We start from the raw sequence: 24,531 nt of genomic DNA on the forward strand, positions 1-24,531 counted from the left end.
CTCCAGCCGCCGAGGGTCAAGCCGCGGGATCACCACTGCAGATCCAGCCGCTCCAGTCCGTGGAAATGGTAGACGTCCTTGACCACGGGCGTCTTCGCGAGCCTTAGGCCCGCAAGCCGCTCGAACAGGATCGGCAGCACGACGTTGAGCTCCAGCCGCGCCAGCGGCGCGCCGATGCAGAAATGGATGCCGGCGCCGAAGGAGAGGTTGGGCGCCTCGCTGCGGTCGGGCCGGAAGGCGAGGGGATCGGTGAATTTCGCCGGGTCGAGATTGGCGGCGGCGAGGATGAGGCTGACCTTGTCGCCGCGCTTGAACGAGACGCCGTCGATTTCAGCGGGTTCGAGCGCCCAGCGCTGGAAGATGTGAACGGGCGCGCAGATGCGTAGCGTCTCCTCGACCGTGCGTTCCGTCGTCGCCTCGTCGCGGAAGAGCGTCGCCGGATCCGAGCCGCTGTCGAGGATCGTGCGCACGGAATTGCCGATCTGGTGCACGGTCGCCTCATGGCCGGCGTTGAGCAGCACGATCGTCGTCGAGATCAGCTCCTCCTCAGTGAGATACTGGCCCTTGTGCTCGGTATGGATCATGTGGGTGAGCAGGTCGTCGCGCGGCTCGGCGCGGCGCTCGGCGATGACGGTCCTGACATAGTCGGAAAATTCCTTCGCCGCCCGCTCGGCCTCGTCTTCCTGGGCACGCGTGCGGCCGAACATGTACATGCGGACATAGGCGTGTGACCAGGCGAGCAGCTGCGGCCCCATCTCCTCGGGAATGCCGATCATGCGGGCGATCATCGTCACCGGGATGATATCGGCAAAGGCCGAGAGCAGTTCGACCTCGCGCTTGTCGGCGAAGCCGTCGATCAGCCGATTGGCGAGTTCGGCAAGCTCCGGCTTCATTTTCTCGACATGGCGGGAGACGAAGGCGCGGTTGACGAGGGTGCGCAGCCGCGCGTGCTCCGGCGGTTCGAGTTCGAGCAGGGAATACCGCTCGGACAGATCGAAACTTTCAAGATGCGGCATCGGCTCGGCAAGGCCGAGCTCCTCGCGGCTGGCGATATGCAGGATCTGCCGGCCGAAGCGGCGGTCGCGCAGCAGCCCGTTCACATGGTCGTAACCGGTGAAGAACCACTGTTTCTGCTCGGTCCAGTAGAAGGTCGGACAATGGGCGTGAAGCGCGGCATAGACGGCATTCGGATTGCCATAGAAGGCCGGGTCGCGGGCATCCAGCGAGACATGGCGCAGGGCAGGGTCGATCGAGAGAAAGGGCGGTATCGTCATGCCCCGAGGCTTAGCGGATTTGCCGGGCCTCGAAAAGATGCGGATGAGGAGAGCCGGCCGCAAACAAGACATGCCCGATCGGAGGCGCCGACGACTTTAAGATCTTTGGCTAAACCTGGGGGTTGATTCTATTTTCACGCTGCGGCTAATGCATGTCGCCCGGAAGTGTGAAGCGGTGCCGGGACAACGACATGCATAAAAACAAAGAGCTAAAGCGTGTCGCATGAATCAAATTTGATGCGACGCGCTTTAGCCGGCCCGCGACAGCGTGCCCATGCGTCGCAGCGCCTCGACCTGATCATCGACCGTCGGCACGAGTTCGCCGGCTGTCGGGCTCGGCGTGACCGGCGCCGGGGCCGCCGCTTCCGCTTCGCCGAAGGTGACCGTGCAGTTGCGGCCGGCGGCTTTGGCCGCATAGAGCGCCCGGTCGGCGGCCGAAATCAGCTTGTCGATATTGGCTTCGATCGACGCGGCGAGCGCAATGCCGATGCTGACGGTGACCGGAACGATCGCTTCGCCGGTGCTGACGGGAAGGCGGCAGAATTCGGTGCGGATCGCTTCGGCGATCGCCTCGGCTTCCATCTGGTCCGAGACGGCGGCAAAGGCGGCGAACTCCTCGCCGCCCATGCGGCCGAAGATGTGGTTTGGAATATACTGCCGCGCCATGCGCGCGAAGGCGGTGAGCACGGCGTCGCCGGCCTGATGGCCGAAGCGGTCGTTGACGCGCTTGAAATGATCCAGGTCGAACAGGATCACCGCGACCTGCCGCTGCTCGCTGTGGGCTCTTTCCTGGATGGCCTCGAAATAGCCGAGCAGGCCGCGGCGGTTGAGCACGCCCGTGAGTGAATCGGTCAGGGTCATTGCCCGCAGATGCCGTTCGGAGCGTTCCATGACCAGCCGGCAGGTAAGCGCAAAGGCGATCGTGAGCAGGAAGGCGCTCGCCATCGCCGAGACGCCGCCGAGATTGGTCGCGTCGATATCGCTGGGCAGCGTTACCGCCATCGTCAGCGCCGAGCCGAAGCACAGGCAGCCCTGAATGACGAACACGCCCATCAGCTTGATGCGGGTGCGCTCGCGGCGCATGTCGCCGGCGGCGACCGCCATGGCGAGGGCCGTGGCGCCGGTCGCCGAAGCGAGATTGTAGAGCACGACGCGGTTCGAATAATCGGTGTTGACCCAGGGCAGAAACACCCCGGCCAGCCAGATCGCCGGCGGCAGCAGCGCCCACCATTCGATCTTCTTGCGGTCGAGCGCGAGAAAACCCGCCACCCAGGCGCTTTGGCCGAGCAGCGCGATGGCATTGCCGATCTCGACGGACACCAGGCTGGGGACTTGGCCGCGCAGCGCGATCATCGCAAAGCCGATGCCGGTCAGAAGAAAGCCGAGGCCCCAATAGAGGTAGGCTTCGTTCTTGACGTTGTGGCGCCAGGCGACGAAAAGCACCAGAGCGAGCGTCATGGCCTCCGAACACCAGATGGCGAGACCTGTAGCGATATTGAACACGGCAGCAAACCCCTTGCCCGTCGACCTTGTCTGTTGGCCGCATCCTTGCTGAGGAAGCTCGCCACTTCCTTAATGCTGTTGCGGTGCGGCATGATTTTCGGCCGGTATCTGGCGGTAGGCTTTCCGTTGGGTAAACGTATGTGAGCGCTGCCGGATGGAGTAAGCTTTCCTTCATCCTGTCACGGAGAAAAGCCGGGGGAGACGCCGCCGGGGGCTCGCGGTCATCAGCCATTTACGAGAAAGAGGCTGCCGGCGCCGAAGCTCCATGCATGTCGCCCGGAAGTGTGCAGCGGTTCCGGGATGACGACATGCATCAAAGAGGAGCTGAAGCCGCCGTGCCCCGCCTTCTTAACGTTATCCTCATGCGTGTCTTGAAGAGGAGGGCCGGGACACTCTATGTAGGGATATGGCATTTTCTTTGATTCCCGGCGGCCGCCGGCATGACGTTGACAAAGGACGCACATGAGAAACCCAGTTGATACCGCAATGGCCCTCGTGCCGATGGTCGTGGAACAGACCAACCGCGGTGAACGCTCCTACGACATCTATTCCCGCCTGTTGAAGGAACGCATCATCTTCCTGACCGGCGCCGTCGAGGATCACATGGCGACGCTCGTCTGCGCCCAGCTGCTCTTCCTCGAGGCCGAAAACCCGAAGAAGGAAATCGCCCTCTACATCAATTCGCCCGGTGGCGTCGTCACCGCCGGCATGGCGATCTACGATACGATGCAGTTCATCAAACCGGCGGTTTCGACGCTTTGCATCGGCCAGGCCGCGTCCATGGGCTCGCTGCTGCTGGCCGCCGGCCACAAGGACATGCGCTTCGCCACGCCGAACTCCCGCATCATGGTGCACCAGCCCTCGGGCGGCTTCCAGGGCCAGGCCTCGGATATCGAGCGCCACGCCCGCGACATCCTCAAGATGAAGCGCCGCCTCAACGAAGTCTACGTCAAGCACACCGGCCGCACCTACGAGGAAGTTGAAAAGACCCTCGATCGTGACCATTTCATGGATGCGGACGAGGCCCAGGGCTGGGGCGTGATCGACAAGGTTCTGACGTCGCGCCTCGAGATGGAAGGCGAGCAGGCCTAGTAATTAATTGGGATGGTGTTTTTGCCGCCACAGTTCTATCTCATTTGTGATCGAACAAGGGCTTTCATCCGGCGGCGAAGACACTAATAGTAACTATTAATGCTATGTTGAATTTTTGTGACATAGCATTTGGCATTCGAAGGGGATTCGTTGCCGCCGGAACCTGGACATGGTTGACTGGAACCGGTTCGTAGCCCCTGAAGCCCTTCTCGGCAAAGGCTCCGGAAACGGAGTGCCGCCAGGAGCTGATAGAGTGGACCGCGATTTCGCCTTGAAATGCGGCGTGCTGGAAGGAAAATGATATGAGCAAGGTCAGCGGCAGCAACGGCGGCGACTCCAAGAACACCCTCTATTGTTCGTTCTGCGGAAAGAGCCAGCACGAAGTCCGGAAACTGATTGCCGGACCGACCGTCTTCATCTGCGATGAATGCGTCGAATTGTGCATGGACATCATCCGTGAGGAAAACAAGTCCTCGATGGTCAAGTCCCGCGACGGCGTTCCGACGCCCCAGGACATCATCAAGGTCCTCGACGAATATGTCATCGGCCAGCGGCAGGCGAAGAAGATCCTGTCGGTCGCCGTTCACAACCATTACAAGCGCCTGGCGCACGCCTCCAAGAACGGCGAAGTCGAACTGGCGAAGTCGAACATCATGCTCGTCGGCCCGACCGGTTGCGGCAAGACCTATCTTGCCCAGACGCTCGCCCGCATCATCGACGTTCCCTTCACCATGGCCGATGCGACGACGCTGACGGAAGCCGGCTATGTCGGCGAGGACGTCGAAAACATCATCCTGAAGCTCCTGCAGGCGGCCGACTACAATGTCGAGCGCGCCCAGCGCGGCATCGTCTACATCGACGAAGTCGACAAGATTTCGCGCAAGTCCGACAATCCGTCGATCACCCGTGACGTCTCGGGAGAGGGCGTGCAGCAGGCGCTCCTGAAGATCATGGAAGGCACGGTCGCTTCCGTTCCGCCGCAGGGCGGCCGCAAGCACCCGCAGCAGGAATTCCTGCAGGTCGACACGACGAACATCCTGTTCATCTGCGGCGGCGCCTTCGCCGGCCTCGACAAGATCATCTCCGCCCGCGGCGAGAAGACCTCGATCGGCTTCGGCGCGACCGTCAAGGCCCAGGACGACCGCCGCGTCGGCGAAGTCCTGCGCGAACTCGAGCCGGAAGATCTGGTCAAATTCGGCCTCATCCCCGAATTCATCGGCCGTCTGCCGGTTCTGGCGACGCTCGAGGATCTCGATGAAGACGCGCTGATCCAGATCCTGTCCGAGCCGAAGAACGCTCTGATCAAGCAGTACCAGCGCCTGTTCGAGATGGAAGACGTCGAACTGACCTTCCACGAAGACGCCCTGCGCGAAATCGCCCGCAAGGCGATCGTGCGCAAGACCGGCGCCCGCGGCCTCCGCTCGATCATGGAGAAGATCCTGCTCGACACGATGTTCGAACTGCCGACGCTGGAAGGCGTGCGCGAGGTCGTCATCTCGGAGGAAGTGGTGCGCGGTTCGGCCCGTCCGCTTTATATCTATGCCGACCGTCAGGAAGAAAAGGCCAACGCTTCGGCGTGACCTTGCGCTTTCGCACCATTATTTTGGGGGCTTGCCATCAGCAGGCCCCTTTCTATTTGAAAAATCATCCGAGGCGCTGTTAGTATTTGCCGGTGGGACCGGAATTGCCTTTGCCGATGTTGCGCAGGGGTGATGCTTGGCAATGATGGGATGATCTCGTAAGCCTGTTGCTGGCGTTGTATTTAGCCTGGCCGGAAATGGTAAGCGCCGGTCCAGCCACGCGCTTCATAGTGTTGGCGTTCCGTTGTAACAAAGCTGTCACATCCGGGGAACGCGGGCGTTAGCGTGGCTTGAAAAGCGTAGTCAGAACCTCCACTTGTAGAGCCAAGTGAGAGCCGGCCGGTCCCAAGCGGCCGTGCAGAGAGCCCGGTAACGGGACGATGGAAAGGACAAAAAAATGACGAAGAAAACGTCTGTAGCGAGCAGCACTGCCTACCCTGTTCTGCCTTTGCGCGACATCGTGGTGTTCCCGCATATGATCGTGCCGCTGTTCGTCGGACGGGAAAAGTCGATCCGTGCGCTCGAAGAGGTCATGGGGTCGGACAAGCAGATCATGCTGGTGACGCAGATCAACGCCAGCGACGATGATCCGGACCCTTCGGCAATTCACAATGTCGGCACGGTCGCCAATGTGCTGCAGCTGCTCAAGCTGCCCGACGGCACCGTCAAGGTTCTGGTCGAAGGCCGCGCCCGCGCCGAGATCGACACCTATACCAGCCGCGAAGATTTCTATGAGGCGCTCGGCCATGTGCTCGAGGAGCCGCATGACGATCCGGTCGAGCTGGAAGCATTGTCGCGCTCGGTCGTTTCCGAATTCGAAAGCTATGTGAAGCTCAACAAGAAGATTTCGCCCGAAGTGGTCGGCGCCGCCAGCCAGATCGACGACTATTCCAAGCTCGCCGATACGGTCGCCTCGCACCTGTCGATCAAGATCACCGAGAAGCAGGAGATGCTGGAGACGACCAGCGTCAAGCAGCGCCTGGAAAAGGCCCTCGGCTTCATGGAAGGCGAGATCTCGGTGCTGCAGGTCGAGAAGCGCATCCGCTCGCGCGTCAAGCGCCAGATGGAGAAGACCCAGCGCGAATACTACCTGAATGAGCAGATGAAGGCGATCCAGAAGGAACTCGGCGACGGCGAGGAAGGCCGCGACGAGATGAGCGAACTGGAAGAGCGCATCTCCAAGACCAAGCTGTCCAAGGAGGCCCGTGAAAAGGCCGATGCGGAGCTGAAGAAGCTGCGCCAGATGAGCCCGATGTCGGCCGAAGCCACCGTCGTGCGCAACTATCTGGACTGGCTGCTCGGTATCCCGTGGGGCAAGAAGTCGAAGATCAAGGCCGATCTCAACAATGCCGAAAAGATCCTCGAAGCCGATCACTTCGGTCTCGACAAGGTCAAGGAACGCATTGTCGAATATCTGGCCGTGCAGGCCCGCGCCACCAAGATCAAGGGCCCGATCCTGTGCCTCGTCGGTCCTCCCGGCGTCGGCAAGACCTCGCTCGCCCAGTCGATCGCCAAGGCGACCGGCCGTGAGTATGTCCGCATGGCGCTCGGCGGCGTTCGCGACGAAGCCGAAATCCGCGGTCACCGCCGCACCTATATCGGCTCGATGCCCGGCAAGGTCATCCAGTCGATGAAGAAGGCGAAGAAGTCCAATCCGCTCTTCCTGCTCGACGAGATCGACAAGATGGGCATGGACTTCCGCGGCGATCCGTCCTCGGCCTTGCTCGAAGTGCTCGATCCGGCGCAAAACTCGACCTTCATGGACCATTACCTGGAAGTCGAATACGACCTGTCCGACGTGATGTTCATCACCACGGCGAATACACTGAACATTCCGGCGCCGCTGATGGACCGCATGGAAATCATCCGTATCGCCGGCTACACCGAGGATGAAAAGCGCGAGATCGCCAAGCGGCACCTGCTGCCGAAGGCCATCAAGGAACATGCGCTGCAGCCCGAGGAATTCTCGGTCAGCGACGATGCCCTGATGGCGATCAGCCAGCAGTACACCCGCGAAGCCGGTGTCCGCAGCTTCGAACGCGAATTGATGAAGCTCGCCCGCAAGGCGGTCACCGAGATCATCAAGGGCAAGACGAAGTCCGTTCACGTGACGGCCGCCAACATCGCCGATTACCTGGGCGTCCCGCGCTTCCGCCACGGCGAAGCCGAGGGCGAGGATCAGGTCGGCGTCGTCACCGGTCTGGCCTGGACGGAAGTCGGCGGCGAGCTGCTGACCATCGAAGGCGTGATGATGCCGGGCAAGGGCCGCATGACTGTCACCGGCAATCTGAAGGACGTCATGAAGGAATCGATTTCGGCAGCGGCCTCCTATGTCCGCTCGCGCGCCGTCGATTTCGGCATCGAACCGCCGATGTTCGAAAAGAACGACATCCACGTGCACGTGCCGGAAGGCGCCACGCCGAAGGATGGCCCCTCGGCCGGTGTTGCCATGGCGACTGCCATCGTCTCGATCATGACCGGCATCCCGGTGAACAAGCATGTGGCCATGACCGGTGAAATCACCCTTCGCGGCCGTGTGCTGCCGATCGGCGGTCTCAAGGAAAAGCTGCTCGCAGCGCTTCGCGGCGGCATCAAGAAGGTGCTGATTCCGGAAGAAAACGCCAAGGACCTGGCGGAGATTCCTGACAACGTGAAGAACAACATGGAGATCATCCCGGTCTCCCGCATGGGCGAGGTGATCAAGCACGCGCTGATCCGCCGGCCCGAGCCGATCGAGTGGGATGGCACGGTGGAAACGCCTGTGATCACATCGGTCGAAGGCCTTGATGAGACGGGCGCAACCATAGCGCATTGAGTGGCGCTTGCCACATTTATGCCCATTTGGCGCAAAAGACGCAAAAAGGCTGGCGGAAACGCCAGCCTTTTTTGTGAAAACGTCATGTAGACGCTTGCTTTTCCTTGATTTGCAGGGCTTCTGGGTTCCCGGCGGGCCTGATGAAACCTATTCTGCGCCTAGCTTACATTTGAGTCGTTTCATACCATTTAGAAAGGGGTGGAAACATGAACAAGAATGAACTCGTGTCCGCAGTGGCCGAAAAGGCAGGACTGACGAAGTCTGACGCGGCTTCCGCTGTCGACGCGGTTTTCGACGTTGTCCAGGCTGAACTCAAGAACAAGGGCGACATCCGCCTCGCAGGGTTCGGCAGCTTCACCGTTTCTCATCGTGCAGCATCGAAGGGCCGCAACCCGTCCACCGGCGCTGAAGTCGACATTCCGGCTCGCAACGTGCCGAAGTTCACGCCCGGCAAGGGCCTGAAGGACGCCGTCAACGGCTGATTGAAGATTATCCGCCAGCCGTAAACGAGACCGGCTGTGCAGGGTTTTTGAGAGGGGTTCGGCTTTGCCGGGCCCCTTTTTGTTCTGGCCGCTTGCCGCATGCGGCACTTTGTTTTACCACGGACCTGTTCTCAGGGCGGGGTGAAACTCCCCACCGGCGGTAAGGGCTGCGGCCCGAGCCCGCGAGCGCTTTCCCAAGCTGATGCGCGGGAGGGGTCAGCAGATCCGGTGTGATTCCGGAGCCGACGGTATAGTCCGGATGAAAGAGAATGAGCATGGCCGCGTGCGGGCAGGGGACTGCCGGCGTCAGCGTGTCGTCGCCTCATGCGTCCTGATTTATGTTGGTCCCTATTCTGGATAAAAGACATGAATCAGAATTCCCTTGCAGTCTCGCAATCCCGCGCCTTTGCCGGCGCAACCTTCATGGTGCTTGGAGGCGCGGCCTTTTCGCTCCTCAACGTCGTCACCCAGTGGCTGACCATGAAGCTCGCCTTTCCCCCGGCCTCAGCGGTCTTCTGGCAATATGCCTTCGCCTTCCTTTTCTCCTTGCCCTTCCTGCGAAAGGCAGGCCTTTCGGCTATGCGCACCAGCTATCCCCGACGGCATGTCGTGCGCGTGGTCTTTGCCGCGCTCGGCGGCGCGGCCTGGGTTTCCGGTCTTGCTTCGGTGCCGATCTGGCAGGCGATTGCGCTTGTCATGACCTCGCCCTTCTTCATCATCCTCGGCGCCCGCCTGTTCCTCGGTGAACGCGTCGGTCCCGCCCGCTGGATGGCGACCGCTGTCGGCTTCGCCGGCGCGATGATCACCCTGCAGCCATGGTCCGACAGCTTCACCTGGGCAACATTGCTGCCGGTGCTCTCGGCGCTGCTCTGGGGCGCCTCGTCGCTGATCACCAAGAGCCTGACCGGCATTGAGAAGCCGGAGACGATCACCGTCTGGCTGCTGGTGCTGCTGACGCCGATCAACGGCGGGCTGGCGCTTGCGGCGGGCCTTGCCGTGCCGACGGGTGCGACGCTGGCTCTCTTCCTTCTGGCGGGCCTCCTGACGGTCGTGGCGCAATATCTGCTGACCCTTGCCTATGCCAGCGCCGACGCTGCCTATGTGCAGCCGTTCGACGGTCTGAAGCTGCCGCTCAACATTCTCGCCGGTTGGCTGTTCTTCGGTTATGCGCCGGCCGGTTATCTCTGGCTGGGAGCCGGACTCATCCTTGCCGCATCGCTCTTCATCATGCGCAATGAGATGCGCCGGGAGAGGCGAGCGGCCTCCGTGTGAAATGTCGCGGACTGTCATGTCTCTGTCATGGCAGTCCCGCAGAAAACCCATGTTTCGACTATTCGACACATGGGGGATTTCATGACGATTTCATCGCGCCAGGCAGCGCTTGCTGCCGTGCTTCTCGCATCCGTTGCCTTTCCGGCCGCCGCCGAGCCGGTCTTCAACCGCATCGCCTCTTTCTCGGTCGCGCAGAACCTGCCTGATGACAAGGACAAGCTGTCGCCGACATCGGCCGAAATCATCACCGCGACCGACGACGGCAATACGCTGATCTACAGCGACAGCCCGCTCGGCGCGATCGGCTTCATCGACATCAGCGACGCCAAGGCGCCGAAATCAGGCGGCGCGCTGATGATGGACGGCGAGCCGACATCGGTCACCTCGAGCGCCGGCAAGGCGCTGGTGGCCGTCAACACCTCCGAGAGCAAGGCGAAGCCCTCGGGCCGCCTGGCGATCGTCGACGTGGCGACGAAGAAGATCGAAAACAGCTGCGATCTCGGCGGCCAGCCGGATTCGATCGCCCTCAACAAGGACAAGACGCTCGGCACTATTGCGATCGAAAACGAGCGCGACGAAGACGTCAATGACGGCAAGATCCCGCAGATGCCGGCCGGCGACCTCGTCGTCTTCCAGGTCAAGAACGGCACTGTTGATTGCGGCAGCATCAAGCATGTGACGCTGACCGGTCTCGCCGGCGTTGCCCCCGAGGATCCGGAGCCGGAATTCGTCGCCTTCAACGGGCTGAACGAGATTGCCCTGACGCTGCAGGAAAACAACGAGATCGTCATCATCGATGCCAATACGGCTGAGGTGAAGACGCATTTCTCCGCCGGCAGCGTCGATCTCACCGGCATCGACATCAAGCGGGACGGCGCCCTGAAATTCACCGGCGAATCCAAGGGCGTGCTGCGCGAGCCCGACGCCGTGAAGTGGCTGGACGACAACCGCCTCGTTGTCGCCAATGAAGGCGATTACCAGGGTGGCTCGCGCGGTTTCACCATCTTCGACAAGACGGGCAAGCTTCTCTACGAATCGGGCGCATCCTTCGAACGCGCCGTCGCCCATATCGGCCACTATCCGGAAAGCCGTTCGGGATCGAAGGGCGTCGAGCCGGAAGGCCTCGAAGCTGCCAAGTTCGGCGACGACCAATATTTCTTCCTGCTCGCCGAGCGCGCCTCGGTCGTTGGCGTCTATAAGGATACCGGCGCCGACCCGGAGCTCATCCAACTGCTGCCGTCCGGCATTTCGCCGGAGGGTGGGGTCGCTATTCCCCAGCGCAATCTCTTTGCCACCGCCAACGAGCTCGACCTCGGCAAGGACGGCGGCACGCGCTCGCATGTGATGATCTACGAGCGCTCGGAAGGCGAGAAAGCCTATCCGAAGATCGTCTCCGCCGACAAGGACGGCAATCCGATCGGCTTCGCAGCCCTTTCGGGTCTCGCCGCCGTTCCCGGCAAGCCGGGCATGCTCTATGCCGTCAGCGACAGCGTTCTCGGCTCGCAGCCGACGATCTACACGATCGATGCCAGCAAGAAGCCAGCCGTCATCACCGATGCACTCGTCGTCAAGCGTGACGGCGCCCCGGCCCAGAAGCTCGACATCGAAGGCATCGCGGTCGCCGCCGACGGCTCCTTCTGGCTGGCCTCGGAAGGCTATAGCGAGCGTCTCGTCCCGCACGCCCTCTACAACGTCAACGCCAAGGGCGACATCAAGGCCGAGATCGCCCTGCCGAAGGAGCTCGCCGCCAATGAAATCCGCTTCGGTTTCGAAGGTGTGACCATGATCGGCAGCGGTGACGATGCCACGCTCTGGATGGCGGTCCAGCGCGAGTGGGGCGACGACGAGAAAGGCTTCGTCAAGCTCGTCTCCTACAATCCGAAGAAGAAGGAATGGGGCGCGGTGCGCTATCCGCTCGACAAGACGGAAAGCGGCTGGGTCGGCCTGTCGGAAATTTCGGCTCAGGGCGACAGCGTCTACATCATCGAGCGCGACAACCTCGTCGGCGATGCCGCCAAGCTGAAGAAGCTTTACAAGGTGGCGATCTCGGAGCTGAAGCCCGCCAAGCTCGGCGGCGAACTGCCCGTCGTCAAGAAGACCGAAGCCCACGATTTCCTCGGCGAACTCAAGAGCGCGACCAACGGCTATGTGCTCGACAAGCTCGAAGGCTTCACCTTCGATGCATCGGGCAAACCCTATGCCGTCACAGACAACGACGGCGTCAGCGACTCCTCCGGCGAGACGCTGTTCTTCCCGGTTGATCTCAGCGCCACGAACTGAGGCGTCATAGAGGGATACAGGGAGAGGCCGGGCGAAAGCCCGGCCTCTGTCGTTGAATCCAAGACCCCTCCCCAACCCCTCCCCACAAGGGGGAGGGGCTAAGATGCCGCACCGCTTCACGTAACTCTATCGTACGAATTCGTCGAACGGTAACAGCCAGCAAGACCTCTGCTTTTGGTCGTTGCCGGACAACACGGCTTAGTCCCTCCCCCTTGTGGGGAGGGGTAAAGCGGCAGCCCGCAACGTTACAATGAGCGACGCTCCAACCCTACCAACGCTGATGCACATGCGGCGCGATCAGCCGCGCGTAGATCTCGCGCGTCGCCGCCATGACATCGGCCGAAAGCGGCGCGAGATCGGCGGCCGCGGCATTGGCCTTGGCCTGTTCGCCATTGCGGGCGCCGGGGATGACGACGGTGACGGCGTCGCTCATCAGGATCCAGCGCAGCGCAAAGGCGGCCATCGTCGCGCCGGCGGGCACCAGCTTGCGCACCTCTTCCACCGCCTGCAGGCCGACCTCGAAGGGCACGCCGGCAAAGGTTTCGCCGACATCGAAGGCTTCGCCATGGCGGTTGAAATTGCGGTGGTCGTCGCTGGCAAAATGCGTCTCGCGGGTGATCTTGCCGGAGAGCAGGCCGCTTGCCAGCGGCACGCGGGCGATGATCGCCACGTTCCTGCGGCGGGCTTCGGCAAAGAACAGGTGGTCGGGGCGCTGGCGGAAGATGTTGTAGATGATCTGGATGCTGACGACGCCGGGATATTCGATCGCCTTCAGCCCGTCCTCGACCTTCTCGACGCTGACACCGTAGCCCTTGATCTTGCCGGCCCTCTGCAATGCGTCGAGACCGTCGAAGACCTCGGGCTGGTAAAACACCTCGCGCGGCGGGCAGTGCAGCTGCACGAGATCGAGGCTGTCGACGGCAAGGTTTTTCAGGCTGCGGTCGATGAAGCCTTCGAGATTGGCCTTGCTGTAGCCTTCGGCAATATGCGGATTGAGGCGGCGGCCCGCCTTGGTGGCGACCATTGGGCGCTCGCCGCCACGCGTCTTCAGCACGTCGGCAATGATTTTTTCCGAGCGGCCGTCGCCATAGACGTCGGCCGTATCGATGAAGGTCATGCCGGCATCGAGCGCGGCATTCAGCGCCGCGCGCCCGTCCGCCTCGCTGATATCGCCCCATGAGCCGCCGATCTGCCAGGCGCCGAAGCCGACATTGGTGACGGTGAAGGGCATGCGGCCGAAAGCATGATGTTTCATGAGAAATTCTCCCAATGCATGTTGCCCGGAAGTGTGCAGGTTCCGGGATAACGACATGCGTAAAAACAAAGAACTAAAGCGTGTCGCATGAACCAAGCTCAATGCGACGCGCTTTAGGTGATGAAAGATATTGGCCTATCAGCAGGGCGACTATGCGGCAATTGCCGATCCGGCCTTGATCGCTCGCCTCGATGAAATATCGTCAGGTTACAAGGCTTCAACCGCAATGGAATAGAAAAGGAACGATCATGGAGATCAAACCCGCCGGCTCTCGCCCCTCGATGAAACCGCCGGCCGACTATTTCACCGGCGCCGTTCGCCAGGATCCGCTGATCGAGCCGCCGGCGCCGGCCCGGGTGCGGGCAACCTCCGTCACCTTCGAACCCGGCGCCCGCACGGCCTGGCACACGCATCCGCTCGGCCAGACGCTGATCGTCACCTCGGGCAAGGGCCTTGCCCAGAGCTGGGGCGATGACATCCGCGAGATTCGCCCCGGCGACACCGTCTGGTTCGCGCCGGGCGAAAAACATTGGCACGGTGCTGCCCCGGACACGGCGATGACACACATCGCCATACACGAGGCGCTGGACGGCAAGCATGTCGACTGGATGGAGCATGTCAGCGACGCGCAATATTCCGGCACGGTGTCGGCCGGTTAGAGCCGCTTCAGGCAGTAGGAAAAATGCGCATGTGATTCGACGGTCAGGAACTCGAATTGCCAGCCGTAATCCTTGCAGAACTTGGTGACCGCCTCGACGACGCCATAGACGATCGGTTTGACGGTATTGCCGGTGCAGAAATCATGCCCGGCAATGCGCCCCGTCCGCTTCACCTTCTTTTCGCAGAGCAGGAGTTCCTGCCAGGTGAGCTCGAAGGAATGGTCGGTATCGATATAGGCCCAGTCGAGGAAATCGTCCTCGAATTCGGCGAGCTTTTCGAGCGACGTGCCCTGCATCAGATGCAGCCGCCCGGCCGCGATCTCGGTCGCGAACTGCGTGTGGATCGAATCGAGGCCGGAGCTGTATCGGTCCATCGACCAGGGATCGATGAGGTAGAGCTGCGCCGGGCGATTCTTCTCGAGAATCTCCGCCGTATATTCGCCGAAGGCGGCCCCAACCTCGACGCCGATGCCGCCATTCGGGATCCGGTAGAGCAGCGCGCCGCGATCCGGCAGCAGGCGGGCGTTTTCCAAATGGTGGGCGCTGAGCGGGGTGCGCGGCATGCTCGCCCTAAGCGCCTGCCTTTCTTCACGTGTCTTCATCTCTGATCTCGGATTGCGGGCGGTTGACGGCCCTGATGCGGTCTGCGTGGAACGTAGGAGCAGGGGACCTCGATGACAACCACATGACGGGAATTTGCTTCTTTCGGACAAATCGCTAAGTTTCATTCGTGGACCGACGAAAAAGCCTCGGGAGGAGCGATTTCATGAGACGCATGTGGCCGGAAGAATTCAACGCCGTCTTCAACGGAGCCGAGGAGGTGATGTTGGAATCACCCGCCGAGGCCGGCGAGGCGCCGTTGCACCGGAAGGCGCTGAGGGCGCGCATCACCATGGAGGATTACGAGCGGATCTGGCCGCTCGCCGAGATGCGCTTCCGGCTGGGCGAAGGGGATCTGGCCGGCAAGGCCGTCACGCTGATCACCACCAATCCCCACTATCACGCCTGGCACCCGAAGGACGGCGGCAGCGTCGAATCGGTCTCCGACAGCGGCCGCCACTTCAAGACGGATTATATCGTCGTGCATTTCCTGCTCGACGACGTCAAGGAAACCTCTCCCGCCTGATATGTCCAAGCCGGTGCCGGCCGCAAGCCCGCACCGGCTCCGCATTCTGTTGACGCCGATGTGATGCCGACGCTGATGACAATCGCGGCGATATCGCTAAGTTTGCGGAAATTTTCTCACCAAACTGGAGGTTCCCGTGACGGCGAACGTGCTGGATATTCCTGTCAGATCAGTGGGTGGTCGTGAAACCACGCTCAACGACTACAAGGGCAGGGTGCTCTTGATCGTCAATGTCGCCTCGAAATGCGGGCTCACGCCGCAATATGAGGGGCTGGAAAAGCTCTACGGGGAAAAGCGCGAGCGCGGCTTCGTCATTGCCGCTTTCCCCGCCAACGACTTCAAGGGCCAGGAGCCCGGCACCGACGCCGAGATCCTCGATTTCTGCACCAGCACCTACGATGTCACCTTCCCGATCTTCTCGAAGATCTCGGTCAAGGGAGAGACCCAGCACCCGCTTTACCGGCAACTGACCAAATCCGGCGTGAAGACCACCGGCGACGGCCCGATGCGCGAACGCCTGAAAGCCCACGGCATATCAGCCGGCGATGAGGACGACATTCTCTGGAACTTCGAAAAATTCCTGATCGGCCGCGACGGCAAAGTCGTCGCCCGCTTCGCGCCTGACGTGACGGCCGATGATTCGCGGCTGGTTTCGGCGGTGGACAAGGAACTGGCGAAGGCATGATTGCCCTCCGGCTGCCAGGCGCATCCGGGCTGCGATGATTTGCGAAGGCGCTCAGCGTCTTCAGATTCCAAGCACGGTCACCAGCGGCGGCGTAAAGTCCTTGAAGCCCAATCTTGGCCAGTCGCACCTTGCGTCAAATCGCGTCTTTGGCTGGTGGCGCTGGCAGTTCGGATTCGTCTTGAATGCATAGCCAGGCAGGTTGACATAGGTGGGACTTGGTGCGCCAACGGCAATCGCGATGCATAGCGTCAATGCGGAGATGAGAGTCCTCATGGCACCCCTCCAGGCGTGAGAAACCTTCAAGCGCGGAGACTTTCCGGGCGGCGAATATTCCCACGTTCGCCGGCTCCCATCCATTCGCCCAATAGGAGGTGCCTCAGCGGCGGGAGTAGTCCGTTTTGGTGGAGGTCTCAGACGGCGAGCACATCAGAATCTACCGGACGTAGCGCCTTGCTGTGCCGAAATGTTGTCCCGAATGCCGCCTCGAAGATGGGGACCGAGGGGCGCCAGGCGTCGGTCTGCGAGCCCGCGATATCACTTGGGTAGTTGACGCTGACAGGAGAAAAAATGGTGGGCGATGAGAGACTCGAACTCCCGACATCCTCGGTGTAAACGAGGCGCTCTACCAACTGAGCTAATCGCCCAATCGCTTGCGAAGCCGGATCGGCCTGCCGCGTTGGTGGCCGTGATCTATGCGGATCGCGGCAAAACCGCAAGAGTGTTTGTGAAGAATTTTTGATTTTTTTGGCCACAGTCCTGTCCTTTGCCGTGGCAGTCGGGCGCAGCCGGGCTGTGGATAAAGGGGAGGGGAAGGCGGCGGGCATCTCGGCTTCGACCGTGTCGTCGGCTTCGATCGGGCGTCGGTGCCGCGGCGGACAACGGAATTGCCGCCTTTTCATTCTCCCCGCATGGGCCTTGCTGAAACAATTCAACGACTGTCATGGTTTTGTCTCCAAACCTGCTTGACACTAAAAGACGAACCCCGTAGTTAGCCGCTCATCGAAACGGGCAGCCGTTTTGGTGAGGGTGCGAAGGCATCCGGATTGCTTGAAATGAAGTGCGGGTGTAGCTCAGTCGGTTAGAGTGCCGGCCTGTCACGCCGGAGGTCGCGGGTTCGAGCCCCGTCACTCGCGCCATTTCAAAAGAGGCGACAAATCGCCGCCGTCCGGTTCTTCCGTCCGTCATGCGCGGGTGTAGCTCAGTCGGTTAGAGTGCCGGCCTGTCACGCCGGAGGTCGCGGGTTCGAGCCCCGTCACTCGCGCCATTTCAAAAGAGGCGACAAATCGCCGCCGTCCGGTTCTTCCGTCCGTCATGCGCGGGTGTAGCTCAGTCGGTTAGAGTGCCGGCCTGTCACGCCGGAGGTCGCGGGTTCGAGCCCCGTCACTCGCGCCATTCTCTTCCGAAAGCCATGCAGTTTCCAGGGGTCAGGCATGCAGCTTGAATCAGCTTCTGCGGATTTGTCGCGACATCGTTGCATCTGCTTGATAATGTCCGCGCGCGACGCGTCGAATTGCCTCTGTAAAAGTCTTGCGCCGGGGCTTCGGCTGCGCTAACCACGGCTTGTTGCAACGCACGTTCGCTTGCCGGGCAATTGCCCAAATGCGCCGCCTGGCGCCTCCGGCAAGCAAGGATGAACATGATGACTGAACTGCTCAGTTCCTATATTCCGATCGCTATCTTCATCGCTATCGCGCTTGTCATCGGCCTGGCGCTGCTCATTGCGCCGTTCGCCGTGGCTTTCAAAGCACCCGATTCGGAGAAGCTCTCGGCTTACGAATGTGGCTTCAACGCTTTCGATGATGCCCGCATGAAGTTCGACATCCGCTTCTATCTCGTGTCGATCCTCTTCATCATCTTCGACCTCGAAGTCGCCTTCCTCTTCCCCTGGGCCGTTTCCTTCGGCGCCATCGGCTGGTTCGGCTTCTGGTCCATGATGGTCTTCCTCTTGGTGCTGACCATCGGCTTTATCTATGAATGGAAAAAGGGAGCCCTGGAATGGGAGTGACCCCTGTGAGCAATCAGCCGCTCGTTGCCCAGCAGCCGAAGGGGATCATCGATCCCTCGACCGGCAAGCCGATCGGCAGCAATGACGCCTTTTTCGGCGAGATCAACAACGAGCTCGCCGACAAGGGCTTCCTCGTCACCTCGACCGACGAGCTGATCAACTGGGCCCGCACCGGCTCGCTGATGTGGATGACCTTCGGTCTTGCCTGCTGCGCTGTCGAAATGATGCAGCTGTCGATGCCGCGTTATGACGTCGAGCGCTTCGGTTTTGCGCCGCGTGCCTCGCCGCGCCAGTCCGACGTCATGATCGTCGCCGGCACGCTGACCAACAAGATGGCGCCCGCTCTGCGCAAGGTCTACGACCAGATGCCCGAGCCGCGCTATGTCATCTCGATGGGCTCCTGCGCCAATGGCGGCGGCTACTACCACTATTCCTATTCCGTGGTGCGCGGCTGCGACCGTGTCGTGCCGATCGACATCTATGTGCCGGGCTGTCCCCCCACGGCAGAAGCGCTGCTCTACGGCGTGCTTCTGCTGCAGAAGAAGATCCGGCGCACCGGCACGATCGAACGCTAAGGGTTAAGGACAAGGCATATGAGTGAAGCCCTGACTGAGCTTGCGTCCTATCTTGGCGAAGCGCGCCGCAACCTGATCGCCGCGTCGCAGTTGAAGTATGGCGAGCTGACGCTGACGACGACGGGTGAAAACCTGATCGCGCTTTTGACCTTCCTGCGTGACGACGCCAAATGCGGTTTCGTCAACCTGATCGATATTTGCGGTGTCGACTGGCCGCAGCGCGAGCTGCGTTTCGACGTCGTCTATCATCTGCTGTCGCCGAAGCAGAATCTGCGCGTCCGCGTCAAGGTCGCAACCGACGAGGATACGCCGGTGCCGTCGGCCTGCGCCGTCTATCCGGGTGCTGACTGGTTCGAACGCGAAACCTGGGACATGTACGGCGTTCTCTTCACCGGCCATCCGGACCTGCGCCGCATCCTGACCGACTATGGCTTCGAAGGCCATCCGCTGCGCAAGGACTTTCCGACGACAGGTTTCGTCGAAGTTCGCTACGACGATGCGGCAAAGCGCGTCGTATACGAGCCGGTAGAACTGAAGCAGGAATTCCGAAATTTCGACTTTATGTCGCCTTGGGAAGGTACTGAATACGTGCTGCCGGGGGACGAAAAAGCGAAGCAGTGAGTAGTGATTAGTCGGTAGTGAGTAGTGGGCAGATATTTGGGTGGCGAACGGGAAAATCAGTTCCTATCGTGATTTGAAAGTCTGGCAATTTGCTATCGAACTGTCTGTCGTTTGTTATGAGGTGACGAGAACCTTCCCGCGGGAAGAGATTTACGGATTGACCAGCCAGATTAGACGATCTTCCGCTTCTGTAGCCGCGAATATCGCGGAGGGGTATGGGAGAGAAAATCGGGGCTCGTTTGTCCAATTTCTCAAGATCGCTCAGGGCTCGTTGAAAGAGTTGGAGACGCATTTGATCATCGCCGGACGAATTGGCTTCCTTCAAGCCTCGGCCTTGGACGAATTGCTCGACCGATGCGACGAAATTGGAAAGATGCTGGGATCGCTTATCCGGAGCGTTCAGCACAGGAAAGCTGACGAATAGTGAGTGAATGAAAACTAACCACTACTCACTATTCACTATTCACTCTAAGCGAGTTGATCGCCATGACCGAACATAACGTCCGCAACTTCAACATCAATTTCGGGCCGCAGCATCCGGCGGCGCATGGCGTTCTTCGTCTTGTCCTGGAGCTTGACGGCGAAATTGTGGAGCGGGTCGATCCGCATATCGGGCTCTTGCACCGCGGCACCGAGAAGCTGATCGAGACCAAGACCTATCTTCAGGCCGTGCCCTATTTCGATCGTCTCGATTACGTCGCGCCGATGAACCAGGAGCATGCCTATGCGCTGGCCGTCGAAAGGCTGCTTGGCATCGAGATCCCGATCCGCGGCCAGCTGATCCGCGTGCTGTATTCGGAAATCGGCCGCATCCTGTCGCATCTCTTGAACGTCACGACGCAGGCCATGGACGTCGGTGCGCTGACGCCGCCGCTCTGGGGCTTCGAAGAGCGCGAAAAGCTGATGGTGTTCTATGAGCGCGCCAGCGGTTCGCGCATGCACGCTGCTTATGTCCGCCCGGGTGGAGTCCATCAGGATCTGCCGGAAAAGCTCGTGCAGGATATCGGCGACTGGTGCGATCCCTTCCTGAAGGCGCTCGACGATATCGACAACCTGCTCACCGGCAACCGCATCTTCAAGCAGCGCAACGTCGATATCGGCGTCGTCTCGCTGGAAGATTGCTGGGCCTGGGGCTTCTCCGGCGTCATGGTGCGCGGTTCGGGCGCTGCCTGGGATCTGCGTCGCGCCCAGCCTTACGAATGTTATTCCGATCTCGAATTCGACATCCCGATCGGCAAGAACGGCGACAACTACGACCGTTACCTGATCCGCATGATCGAGATGCGCGAATCGGTCCGCATCATGAAGCAGTGCGTCAACCGCCTGCTGTCGGATGCCAAGACCGGTCCTTTCTCGTCGATCGACGGCAAGGTCGTGCCGCCGAAGCGCGGCGAGATGAAGCGCTCGATGGAAGCGCTGATCCACCACTTCAAGCTCTATACCGAGGGCTACCATGTGCCGGCCGGCGAAGTGTATGCCGCGGTCGAAGCGCCGAAGGGCGAGTTCGGGGTCTATCTCGTCTCGGACGGCTCCAACAAGCCGTACCGTTGCAAGATCCGCGCCCCCGGCTATGCCCATCTGCAGGCGATGGACTTCATGTGCCGCGGCCACCAGCTTGCCGACATCGCGGCCGTCCTCGGCTCGCTCGATATCGTCTTTGGCGAGGTGGACCGCTGATGCAGCGTCTGCCGCTTGCCGTCGCACTTCTTCTTGCGGCATCCGGGGTTTCGGCTCAGGAGGCCGACACTCTCGGCACGCCGCTGGGCCATAAGGAAGTGACGCCGCCGGCGGCGAAAACGTCCATGGGCGAGCTTTTGTCCAAGGGCTATCAGATCAAGGCTGCCATTCCGAACGGCAGCAAATTCGTCGTATTTATGCAGAAAGACCAGTCGGCCTATGCCTGCGAAATGCAGTCTTTGACCGCTTCGCGGTGTGGAACCCTAAACTGACAAGGCGTGAGGAAGAATGTCCGTTCGTCGATTAGCCGAAGATCAATTTCAGCCTGCCGCATTCGCTTTCAGCGATGAAAATGCGGTCTGGGCGGACAAGACGATCCAGAAATACCCCGCCGGCCGCCAGCAGTCGGCGGTCATTCCGCTGTTGATGCGGGCGCAGGAGCAGGACGGCTGGGTCACGCGCGCGGCGATCGAAAAGATCGCCGACATGCTCGACATGGCCTATATCAGAGTGCTCGAAGTCGCGACCTTCTATACGCAGTTCCAGCTGCATCCCGTCGGCACGCGCGCCCATGTCCAGGTCTGCGGCACCACGCCCTGCATGCTGCGCGGCTCGGAAGCGCTGATGTCGGTCTGCAAGAGCAAGATCCATGCCCATCCGTTCGAGCGCAATGCCGAAGGCACGCTGTCGTGGGAAGAGGTCGAATGTCTCGGCGCCTGCGTCAACGCCCCGATGGTGATGATCGGCAAGGACACCTATGAGGATCTGACGCCCGCCCGTCTCGAAGAGATCATCGATACCTTTGCCGCCGGCAATGGCGCGAGCATCAAGCCGGGCACCCAGATCGACCGGATATTCTCCGCACCGGAAGGCGGCCTGACGTCGCTGACGACGGAAGAGCCGAAGGCAAGGACACGCGCCAAGAAGGCCGATGCCGAAAGCGTATCGGCTCCTGTTGACGCCGCTCCGGTCCCGCCCTCCGAGGCCGCCCGCCCGAAGAGCACCGATGCCGAGACCAATGCGGCGCTGAAGACGCCGGCAACGGCGCCGAAGGCAGCGGCCAAGAACGCCAAGGCAGCCGAAGAACAGCCGGTTTCCGGCACGGCGGCTGCCGAGCCGGCCCCGGCCGTCAAGGCCGAAGCCCCGGCGGCGAAGCCTTCACTGACCGACAAGAACCGTCCGTCCGGCATCGAAAAGCCCGCCGCGCCGGATGATCTGAAGATGATCTCCGGCGTCGGTCCGAAGATCGAGGCGACGCTGAACGAAATCGGCATCTTCACCTTCGCGCAGGTCGCGAGCTGGAAGAAGGCCGAACGCGAATGGGTCGACGGCTACCTGAACTTCCGCGGCCGCATCGAGCGCGACGACTGGGTCAAGCAGGCCAAGGCGCTCGCCAAGGGCGGCGAAGCGGAATATATCAAGGTCTTCGGCAAGAAGCCGCGGTAAGAGGTGAAGCATGTTACAAGATAAAGACCGCATCTTTACCAACATCTACGGCCTCAAGGACAAGTCCCTGAAGGGTGCGATGAGCCGCGGCCACTGGGATGGCACCAAGCAGATCCTCGAAAAGGGCCGTGACTGGATCATCAACGAGATGAAGGCATCCGGTCTGCGCGGCCGCGGCGGCGCCGGCTTCCCGACGGGCCTGAAATGGTCCTTCATGCCGAAGGAAAGCGACGGCCGCCCGCATTACCTCGTCGTCAATGCCGACGAATCCGAGCCCGGCACCTGCAAGGACCGCGACATCATGCGCCACGATCCGCATACGCTGATCGAAGGCTGCGTCGTCGCGAGCTTCGCCATGGGCGCCAATGCGGCCTACATCTATGTGCGCGGCGAATATATCCGCGAGCGCGAAGCGCTGCAGGCGGCGATCGACGAATGCTATGACTATGGCCTGCTCGGCAAGAACAACAAGCTCGGCTGGGACATGGACATCTTTGTCCATCACGGCGCCGGCGCCTATATCTGCGGCGAGGAAACCGCGCTGCTCGAAAGCCTCGAAGGCAAGAAGGGCCAGCCGCGCCTGAAGCCGCCATTCCCGGCCAATATGGGCCTCTACGGCTGCCCGACGACGGTCAATAACGTCGAATCGATCGCCGTCGCGCCGACGATCCTGCGTCGCGGCGCCGGCTGGTTCTCGTCGATCGGCCGTCCGAACAATGTCGGCACCAAGCTGTTCATGCTCTCCGGCCACGTCAACAAGCCGTGCACGGTCGAAGAGGAAATGGGCATCACCTTCCGCGAACTGGTCGACCGCCACGCCGGCGGCATCCGCGGCGGCTGGGATAATCTGCTCGCCGTCATTCCCGGCGGCGCATCCTGCCCGATCGTTCCTGCCAAGGACATCATCGACTGCCCGATGGATTTCGACGGCCTGCGCGGCGTCGGCTCCTCCTTCGGCACCGCCGCCGCGATCGTCATGGACAAGTCCACCGACGTCATCAAGGCGATCGCCCGCATCTCCGCCTTCTTCAAGCATGAGAGCTGCGGCCAGTGCACGCCCTGCCGCGAAGGCACGGGCTGGATGTGGCGGGTGATGGAACGCATGGCCAAAGGCAATGCCCAGAAGCGCGAAATCGACATGCTGTTCCAGGTGACCAAGCAAATCGAAGGCCACACCATCTGTGCGCTCGGCGACGCCGCCGCATGGCCGGTGCAGGGTCTGATCCGTAACTTCCGTCCCGAGATCGAAAAGCGCATCGACCAGTACACGGCAAGCGCGCTCGACCACGGCGCGGTTCTGGAGGCGGCTGAATAATCATGACGGACAAGGCATCGAAAAGTGGGAAGAAGGAAGAGACTGCCGACATCGCGGCCGGCTTCGGCCGTCTTGCTGCCGAGATGCTGGAAAACGCGCAGGCGATGCCTGTGCATCCTCTGATGGCGCATCCCGCCGCTGCCTTTGCCGCCGCAACGGCGATCGGCTTCGGTTTCTCGACGCAGATGGCGGGCGCCTTTTTCGGGGCCTTCCAGAGCGCGCTGGAAACGACCGGCAAGCTCGCCGCCGCCCTCGACGACACGCCGCCGGACGAGCCGATGCCGGATGTCGACATCCGGCCGGAAAATATCCGCCCGGCCGTCAAGGTTTTCACCAAGCCCGTTGCGGAGAAGCCTGCGGCCGAGAAGAAGGCGGGGCCGAGACTGACGGTGGTCAAGCCGGCGAGCGCGCCGATCCCGGCAAGCGAGCCGGCGCCGACAAGCCAGCCAAAGCCGGTCGTGAAGGCGAAACCGGCGGCGCGGGCTGCAAAGGCCGATGATCTCAAGCTGATTGCCGGCATCGGCCCGAAGCTGGAGCAGGTTTTGAATGCCAAGGGCGTTCGCAGCTTTGCCGAGATTGCCGCCTTGACCGACGAGGACATTGCCCGGCTCGACGCCGAGCTTGGCTTCAACGGCCGCATCGCCCGCGACGACTGGATCGGCCAGGCGAAGGTTCTCGCCGGGCGGGGCCGCAGAAGGAAATGAACTGTCCGGCCGTGCAACCGGCCGGAAACATGGGCAAATCGGCGGACGGGCGGGGGCCTCACGCTGCAGATGCCGGTGCGGGTTCCGGGTCTGGAACGCGCGACAGAAAATTTGGGCGACATCAGCTGCCGGCAGGACGGAAGATCCGGCTCGGCAATGAAAATG

General features: G+C 61.4%; 23 protein-coding genes, 4 tRNA genes and 1 riboswitch. Of the genes, 21 read left to right on the top strand and 6 right to left on the bottom strand.

All coding sequences use genetic code 11. The annotated features are described in order from the left end of the window. Window positions 1–29: 29 nt before the first annotated feature. Complete coding sequence (locus tag CO655_RS08685) at window positions 30–1,274, bottom strand: cytochrome P450 (protein ID WP_097664370.1); 1,245 nt, start codon at window positions 1,272–1,274, stop codon at window positions 30–32. A 249-nt stretch (window positions 1,275–1,523) separates the two neighbouring features. After that, window positions 1,524–2,777, bottom strand: a complete 1,254-nt coding sequence (locus CO655_RS08690; protein ID WP_097664371.1) for a GGDEF domain-containing protein — start codon at window positions 2,775–2,777, stop codon at window positions 1,524–1,526. A gap of 462 nt (window positions 2,778–3,239) precedes the next feature. Between CO655_RS08690 and clpP the strand changes: the two genes are divergently transcribed. From clpP to CO655_RS08720, 6 genes are all read left to right on the top strand, one after another. Further along, on the top strand, window positions 3,240–3,869 hold the full coding sequence (gene clpP, locus CO655_RS08695; RefSeq protein ID WP_003573944.1) for an ATP-dependent Clp endopeptidase proteolytic subunit ClpP: 630 nt from the start codon (window positions 3,240–3,242) through the stop codon (window positions 3,867–3,869). 302 nt (window positions 3,870–4,171) lie between these two features. Further along, complete coding sequence (gene clpX / locus CO655_RS08700; RefSeq protein ID WP_004680013.1) at window positions 4,172–5,449, top strand: ATP-dependent Clp protease ATP-binding subunit ClpX; 1,278 nt, start codon at window positions 4,172–4,174, stop codon at window positions 5,447–5,449. 397 nt (window positions 5,450–5,846) lie between these two features. Further along, on the top strand, window positions 5,847–8,264 hold the full coding sequence (gene lon, locus CO655_RS08705) for an endopeptidase La (RefSeq protein WP_097606470.1): 2,418 nt from the start codon (window positions 5,847–5,849) through the stop codon (window positions 8,262–8,264). Window positions 8,265–8,470: 206 nt separating this feature from the next. Then, window positions 8,471–8,746 (top strand): DNA-binding protein HupB, encoded by a 276-nt coding sequence (hupB, locus tag CO655_RS08710; protein ID WP_003547346.1) that lies wholly within the window; start codon window positions 8,471–8,473, stop codon window positions 8,744–8,746. A gap of 123 nt (window positions 8,747–8,869) precedes the next feature. Further along, window positions 8,870–9,021, top strand: a riboswitch (FMN riboswitch). Between the two features lie 91 nt (window positions 9,022–9,112). Next, window positions 9,113–10,018, top strand: coding sequence for a DMT family transporter (locus CO655_RS08715; protein ID WP_097664372.1), 906 nt, complete (start codon window positions 9,113–9,115; stop codon window positions 10,016–10,018). 81 nt (window positions 10,019–10,099) lie between these two features. After that, window positions 10,100–12,298 (top strand): esterase-like activity of phytase family protein, encoded by a 2,199-nt coding sequence (locus CO655_RS08720; protein ID WP_097664406.1) that lies wholly within the window; start codon window positions 10,100–10,102, stop codon window positions 12,296–12,298. A gap of 268 nt (window positions 12,299–12,566) precedes the next feature. Here the strand turns inward: CO655_RS08720 and CO655_RS08725 are convergent, their stop codons facing one another. Beyond that, window positions 12,567–13,553: an aldo/keto reductase gene (locus tag CO655_RS08725; protein WP_097664373.1), complete on the bottom strand. Its 987-nt coding sequence runs from the start codon at window positions 13,551–13,553 to the stop codon at window positions 12,567–12,569. A gap of 248 nt (window positions 13,554–13,801) precedes the next feature. On the opposite strand from CO655_RS08725, the gene CO655_RS08730 reads away from it, so the two are divergent. Next, window positions 13,802–14,212, top strand: coding sequence for a cupin domain-containing protein (locus tag CO655_RS08730; RefSeq protein WP_097664374.1), 411 nt, complete (start codon window positions 13,802–13,804; stop codon window positions 14,210–14,212). On the opposite strand, the gene CO655_RS08735 is transcribed toward CO655_RS08730, so the two are convergent. After that, window positions 14,209–14,814, bottom strand: coding sequence for a class I SAM-dependent methyltransferase (locus CO655_RS08735; RefSeq protein WP_097664375.1), 606 nt, complete (start codon window positions 14,812–14,814; stop codon window positions 14,209–14,211). The two genes, CO655_RS08730 and CO655_RS08735, sit on opposite strands and share 4 nt — an antisense overlap. A gap of 164 nt (window positions 14,815–14,978) precedes the next feature. Between CO655_RS08735 and CO655_RS08740 the strand changes: the two genes are divergently transcribed. Both CO655_RS08740 and CO655_RS08745 read left to right on the top strand, forming a co-directional pair. Continuing rightward, complete coding sequence (locus CO655_RS08740; protein WP_097581608.1) at window positions 14,979–15,338, top strand: hypothetical protein; 360 nt, start codon at window positions 14,979–14,981, stop codon at window positions 15,336–15,338. Between the two features lie 136 nt (window positions 15,339–15,474). After that, complete coding sequence (locus CO655_RS08745) at window positions 15,475–16,023, top strand: glutathione peroxidase (protein ID WP_097606474.1); 549 nt, start codon at window positions 15,475–15,477, stop codon at window positions 16,021–16,023. Between the two features lie 60 nt (window positions 16,024–16,083). Here CO655_RS08745 and CO655_RS08750 read toward each other — a convergent pair whose 3' ends face one another. After that, entirely contained in the window at window positions 16,084–16,296 is a 213-nt protein-coding gene (locus CO655_RS08750; RefSeq protein WP_097664376.1) for a hypothetical protein, read from the bottom strand. A 295-nt stretch (window positions 16,297–16,591) separates the two neighbouring features. Next, window positions 16,592–16,667: transfer RNA gene (locus CO655_RS08755), tRNA-Val, on the bottom strand. Window positions 16,668–17,082: 415 nt separating this feature from the next. On the opposite strand from CO655_RS08755, the gene CO655_RS08760 reads away from it, so the two are divergent. The 12 genes from CO655_RS08760 to CO655_RS08815 all read left to right on the top strand — a co-directional run bounded on the left by CO655_RS08760 (window position 17,083) and on the right by CO655_RS08815 (window position 24,366). Beyond that, window positions 17,083–17,159: transfer RNA gene (locus CO655_RS08760), tRNA-Asp, on the top strand. A 51-nt stretch (window positions 17,160–17,210) separates the two neighbouring features. Further along, a tRNA-Asp gene (locus CO655_RS08765) sits at window positions 17,211–17,287 on the top strand. A gap of 51 nt (window positions 17,288–17,338) precedes the next feature. Beyond that, window positions 17,339–17,415, top strand: a tRNA-Asp gene (locus CO655_RS08770). Between the two features lie 247 nt (window positions 17,416–17,662). Then, a complete protein-coding gene (locus CO655_RS08775) occupies window positions 17,663–18,028 on the top strand; it encodes an NADH-quinone oxidoreductase subunit A (protein WP_010055493.1) in 366 nt (121 codons plus the stop codon). Beyond that, on the top strand, window positions 18,019–18,603 hold the full coding sequence (locus CO655_RS08780; RefSeq protein WP_008521904.1) for an NADH-quinone oxidoreductase subunit B: 585 nt from the start codon (window positions 18,019–18,021) through the stop codon (window positions 18,601–18,603). The genes CO655_RS08775 and CO655_RS08780 overlap by 10 nt, the downstream gene beginning before the upstream one ends. 18 nt (window positions 18,604–18,621) lie before the next feature. Beyond that, a complete protein-coding gene (locus tag CO655_RS08785; RefSeq protein WP_097664377.1) occupies window positions 18,622–19,224 on the top strand; it encodes an NADH-quinone oxidoreductase subunit C in 603 nt (200 codons plus the stop codon). Window positions 19,225–19,264: 40 nt separating this feature from the next. Further along, a complete protein-coding gene (locus tag CO655_RS08790; protein ID WP_097664378.1) occupies window positions 19,265–19,648 on the top strand; it encodes a four helix bundle protein in 384 nt (127 codons plus the stop codon). A 62-nt stretch (window positions 19,649–19,710) separates the two neighbouring features. After that, window positions 19,711–20,901 carry an NADH-quinone oxidoreductase subunit D gene (locus CO655_RS08795; RefSeq protein WP_097581601.1) on the top strand — a complete coding sequence of 397 codons (1,191 nt, stop codon included), beginning with the start codon at window positions 19,711–19,713 and terminating at the stop codon, window positions 20,899–20,901. After that, window positions 20,901–21,173 (top strand): hypothetical protein, encoded by a 273-nt coding sequence (locus tag CO655_RS08800; protein WP_097664379.1) that lies wholly within the window; start codon window positions 20,901–20,903, stop codon window positions 21,171–21,173. Before CO655_RS08795 ends, CO655_RS08800 begins: the two co-directional genes overlap by 1 nt. Window positions 21,174–21,189: 16 nt before the next feature. Further along, on the top strand, window positions 21,190–22,347 hold the full coding sequence (locus CO655_RS08805; protein WP_097664381.1) for an NADH-quinone oxidoreductase subunit E: 1,158 nt from the start codon (window positions 21,190–21,192) through the stop codon (window positions 22,345–22,347). Window positions 22,348–22,357: 10 nt separating this feature from the next. Then, window positions 22,358–23,662, top strand: a complete 1,305-nt coding sequence (gene nuoF, locus CO655_RS08810; RefSeq protein WP_097581597.1) for an NADH-quinone oxidoreductase subunit NuoF — start codon at window positions 22,358–22,360, stop codon at window positions 23,660–23,662. Between the two features lie 2 nt (window positions 23,663–23,664). Then, window positions 23,665–24,366, top strand: coding sequence for a 5' DNA nuclease (locus CO655_RS08815; protein WP_097664382.1), 702 nt, complete (start codon window positions 23,665–23,667; stop codon window positions 24,364–24,366). Window positions 24,367–24,531 lie beyond the last annotated feature (165 nt).

Origin of the sequence: Rhizobium sp. M1 (assembly GCF_002531805.1) — a bacterium.
GTDB lineage: Bacteria > Pseudomonadota > Alphaproteobacteria > Rhizobiales > Rhizobiaceae > Rhizobium > Rhizobium etli_C.